General features: G+C 40.4%; 2 protein-coding genes and 1 pseudogene. 1 reads left to right on the forward strand and 2 read right to left on the reverse strand.

Features of this window, described 5'->3' with window-relative positions; genetic code table 11:
* Nucleotides 1-484 precede the first annotated feature (484 nt).
* On the reverse strand, nucleotides 485-724 hold the full coding sequence (locus BACFIN_RS00040; protein ID WP_007758415.1) for a hypothetical protein: 240 nt from the start codon (nucleotides 722-724) through the stop codon (nucleotides 485-487).
* A 337-nt stretch (nucleotides 725-1,061) separates the two neighbouring features.
* On the opposite strand from BACFIN_RS00040, the pseudogene BACFIN_RS21135 reads away from it, so the two are divergent.
* Nucleotides 1,062-1,967, forward strand: a pseudogene (locus BACFIN_RS21135) (IS982 family transposase).
* Between the two features lie 87 nt (nucleotides 1,968-2,054).
* Here the strand turns inward: BACFIN_RS21135 and BACFIN_RS00035 are convergent.
* A complete protein-coding gene (locus BACFIN_RS00035) occupies nucleotides 2,055-4,517 on the reverse strand; it encodes a glycosyl hydrolase family 95 catalytic domain-containing protein (protein ID WP_007758419.1) in 2,463 nt (820 codons plus the stop codon).
* Between the last annotated feature and the right edge of the window lie 495 nt (nucleotides 4,518-5,012).

A 5,012-nucleotide genomic window follows, 5' to 3' on the forward strand; every position in this document is an offset into this window, starting at 1 on the left:
TACATCCTCACGTTCCAAGACACCGCGAATCTTTTCAAATGACCTTCAACATAATATATGTCATTTCAAAGGGGACAGTTCCATGTATTCCCGGGACATATCCAGACTTCCATACTCTCCAAACCTGTTATAAACTGCGAACTTCGTGGAAGTAAGTTCTTCAATATCCCAATAATGGCTCTCACCGAAATAAATCGTACTGGAACCCTGATCATAAAAAGCCCACCGGTAATAAATTTCTGTTTTGGATTCCTCCTCATTCTTGTTGGTCCAAATGATGGTACGTGTACAAGTGCCGTCCCTTTTGAACTGATAGATTTCCCGGGATGTTTCTCCTGCATCATGAATGGTATTTTCAGTGGACTATGTCACGTCACAAACCAAAGAGATGACGTTATTCTCCCCTTCCGTATAATATCCGTTCTTTTCAACACACCCGGTCAGAAAAAAACTGTAGAGAGAACCAGACATATGCACAACCTGTTCATCTGCATAAGAATTTGGGATCCGCAATATATGGAACATCCTCATTTAGACTGATCACCTCAAAATTCCAGTTCATATCATTGTTTGTCAACAATTCGAAACAGGGGACTATATGATAACCGACACCGTAGAATAACACACTGACATCCTTCTTCTCTATGTCATCATCCAGTTCACATGTTACCAGAAACGCCCATCCTGTATTCTTATAAGCCTGTGGATTCAAATCCAAAGACATCTCAATATAATTGCAGCCATCAATATAACACTGTTTCTTTATTTGGTGAAGATGCCTATTCTTATCAGGGGATAATTGCTGTTTCTGATATTAGTGAGGTTGCTAATTATCAGTCGTACTTTTTGAAAAAGCACAGTCTCTGATGAAAAACCGTATCGGTTCGGCACACAGGGATGACAAAGCTCATTATGAGGGATTACTTATAAAAATAGGAAACTTATTGAATAAATAACGTGAATTCGAAATAAGAATAAATATATTTTTTGACAATTAGAAACATAGCGATAAAATCATTAAATTTGTAGTGTCCAATTATAACATTTAAACGATTACCACTATGTTTCCAGAGTCTAAAGTTACAGAGATTTATTGTATGGCCGATGATTTTTGCAAGGAATTTACATTTCAACGGGAAAAATATGTGATTGAGTATAAGAGGACCAATCATCGTAACAACCCCAACCGTATGAGTGATGCTGAGATTATGGTTATTCTAATCCTGTTTCACTCCGGTGGTTTCCGCTGTTTCAAGCATTACTATAAGGAATATGTCTGTAAACATCTGAAACACCTTTTTCCGCGTCAGGTTTCTTATAACCGTTTTATAGAATTGGAGAAGGAAGTATTGCTTCCACTGACCATCTTCATCAAGAAAGTCCTGCTGGGAACCTGTACCGGCATCAATTTTGTCGACTCCACTCCCTTACGTGTTTGCCGTAACCAAAGAATCCTTATTCATAAGACATTTGAGGGACTTGCCGAGCGTGGAAGTGTTCAATGGGATGGTTCTTCGGATTCAAGTTGCATCTGATAATCAATGACAAGGGTGAGGTCCTCAATTTCATGTTCACGTCTGGAAATGTGGATGACCGGGAACCGTTGAAGCAAGGTGAGTTTCTGGAGAACATCAAAGGAAAACTATGCGCAGACAAAGGATATATTGGTCAGGCTCTGTTTGAGAACCTTTTTCTTAATGGTATACAGCTTGTCACTAAAGTTAAAAACAATATGAGGAACTCACTGATGAGTATTACCGACAAGATTTTGCTCAGAAAAAGAGCCCTGATCGAAACAGTCAATGACGAATTGAAGAACATTGCGCAGATAGAACACTCCAGACATCGTTCATTCAATAACTTTATAGCCAACTCCTTGTCGGCTATCGCGGCATACTGCTTTTTTGAAAAGAAGCCCGCCATTGACGTAAATTTTGTGCAATGACGGACAACTTGCTATTTTTTGATTTTATTTCGAACACACGTTAAATAAGTAAGTCAGAATACGATGAAGTAAACCCTAAAAGTTTCTTGTCTAACTTTTAGGGTTTATTTTATATGATTAATGTACTAATTAACGTGAGTTGATTTCCATCTAGTGCAATCTCATATTTTCTTCCTTTTACAGTTTTGAGTGTGAGCGTACTGTCTTTATACCTTAAAGTACAAGGCCCTCCGGACTTAGAAAGAATGCAAGCTTTTTCCAGTCTTCCCTTTTTCCATAAAATTGAAATTTCGTAGTTTCCTTTGGCACATATTCCGCTTATCGAACCATTTGTCCATGCATCCGGTAAAGCAGGGAGCAATTGGATGGTTCCGGTATGGCTTTGTAACAGCATTTCGGTAATACCTGCCGTGCCGCCGAAATTTCCGTCAATTTGGAAAGGCGCATGGCTATCCCATAGGTTGTCTAGTGTACCATTGCTTAATAAATTGTTGTAAAGTTTATATGCATGATTTCCGTCTTGCAGCCGTGCCCATTGATTAAGTTTCCAACCCATGCTCCAGCCTGTACCACCGTCTCCGCGATGTTCCAGTACTACTTTGGCAGCTTTTGCAAGTTCGGGGGTGGTCAGTGGAGAAATAGTATGTCCCGGATGTAAACCGAATAAATGGTTGACATGGCGGTGTTCATCTTTCGGATCGTCTATGTCTGTCGACCATTCCAATAATTGACCGTATCTTCCTATACGGTACGGAACCAGTTTTGCCAGTATATTTTCCCATTGTCTGCGTTCTTTCCTGTCTACTCCGAGCACTTTACTTGCTTGTATGGCATCTAATAAGATTTCGCGTACTACGGCATGTGCGAAAGTGACTCCTTCATCCACCGGTCCGTGTTCGGGGGAGGTAGAGGGAGCGGCGGTATAAGTACCGTCGGGTTTATGCCACAAATGGTCTACAGTAAATTGTGCACTGCTTTTGATCAGCTCATAACCGATTTCTGAAAGAAATCTCTTGTCACGAGTATAATCGTAATATTCCCAAATATGTGTGGCGAGCCATGGACCGACGATAGGATTGAGGTTCCACTCCATGGATTTACTGGATAGAGGTGCGGTGAATCCGAAAATATTGGCTGAAATGGACGCTGTCCATCCGCGGGCATTGAAATAGGATTGCGCCGTCTTCTCGCCCGGTTTTACCAGGCTGCGTATAAAATCTATTAACGGCCATGTGCATTCTGAAAGGTTGGCGGAACATGCAGGCCAATAATTCATTTGAATGTTGATATTGTTGTGATAGTCCACCCGCCACGGACCATCCAGATTGTTGTGCCACAATCCTTGCAGGTTGGCAGGCATATTGCCTGGACGTGAACTGGCGATGAGCAGATAACGTCCGAATTGATAGTACAACTGTTCCAGTTGATAATCCGGCACGCCTTTTCTATAATTATCCAGACGCTTGTAGGTCGGCAAATCGGGAGTACCGGCCTCCGGATTGATTTGTAACTGTACCCGGTTAAATAAAGCTGTATAATCCGTTTTGTGATTCCTTATAAGTTTGTCGTATCCTTTTTCCAGAGCATTGTTCATCATAGCCAGGGTTGTTTGCTCCGGGTCCTTGCCGACATAAGTCTGCGGGTCGTTGAAATCCGGATTAAAGTTTATTTTATAATCCGTATCTGCTGTAAGCAGGAATACCACCTCATCTGCATCTTTCACAATAATCCGGCTGTTTTCGGTTTTCAATATTCCTCCCTTATGAAGAGCTTTGATTCGGAAAGCGAATTTCATTTTGTTGTTATTGAGCACTCCGGTATAGCCCAAGCCGTTGTTTCCATCTGCTGAAAGATAACTTTCTGCTTCACTGTTGGGACAATAACTGAGTACGAGATTTTGTTTTCCTTTTTTATTGGCAGTGAACTTCATGACCATGACACTGTCAGGGTATGAAATGAAATATTTCCGTTGATATTCTGTTCCGTCTTTGTCGAACTGTACCACAGCCATAGCTGAATCCAATGAAAGAATACGGTGGTAGTTCTTCATATTAATCTCGCTAAGTCCTGTTTCTATGTAAAGTTCTCCCATCGTGGTAAAGGAACCGAAGCGGAACGGAGTCTCATCTCTTTCTTCATATTCGGCCAGGCCGTTGAAATTTTCCTGAGTAAGGCGGGCCGCCTTTTCTTTGTTTCCATCTAAAAAGGCTTGTCGGATATCCTTTAATATATTTGCCGACTGTTTGTTTACGTTCCAATAATATCCGGCTCCTTTGGCGGTATTCGGTCCTCCTTTCCAGAGTGTTTTCTCATTCAGTGTAATTCGTTCTGCGGATATAGATCCCAGTATATTTGCTCCCAGACTACCGTTGCCAATTGGTAGGGAACTGTTCTCCCATGCTTTGTCAGGATTATTCCCCAATCCGGAAGCGCGTAGCCAAATGGCCCGATTGTCCAAGCCATTAGGAGTATCAAACCATATGGAAAGTCCCTGTGTATAATCAATCGTTTGGGATGATGATACGGAAACAGAGAGAAATATAAAAAGAATAATAAAATAGCATTTCTTCATAAGAGCCTGTTTTAAATGAAAACTTGATAAAATTTCTGTCTTTGTCCAATTATGGCAGCTTTATTTGAAATGGTCAAGCTTGTAATAAAGATGTATCAGACAGATTTGATGGAAACTGGGCAGCAATATATAACAAAAGTATTGATTCTGCAAGAAAGAAAGCCCAAATATGATTTGGGTATGATAGGATCGTAAAAAGAATATTCTTATGGATGGAATATGACAGGAAGCCCTGTCGAAACAATGAATTAACGTTTTTGTCCGATAATGAAAGTTGTTTATAAGTAAATTGATGTATAACATCTTATAATTCAGTTGTATATCCGTATGATTGAATAAGCATTATAACCGTTCCACTAGAGTGCAATGAACCGTTCACTAGAGTGAACAGATCTCTCTACTGGAGTGCACTGTTCTGTTTACTTTAGTGGAACAGGGCAGACGCATTATATTTTTTACTATATTCTCCTTTGCTATTCCTTTGTTATATTATTG

Origin of the sequence: Bacteroides finegoldii DSM 17565 (assembly GCF_000156195.1) — a bacterium.
Taxonomy (GTDB): domain Bacteria; phylum Bacteroidota; class Bacteroidia; order Bacteroidales; family Bacteroidaceae; genus Bacteroides; species Bacteroides finegoldii.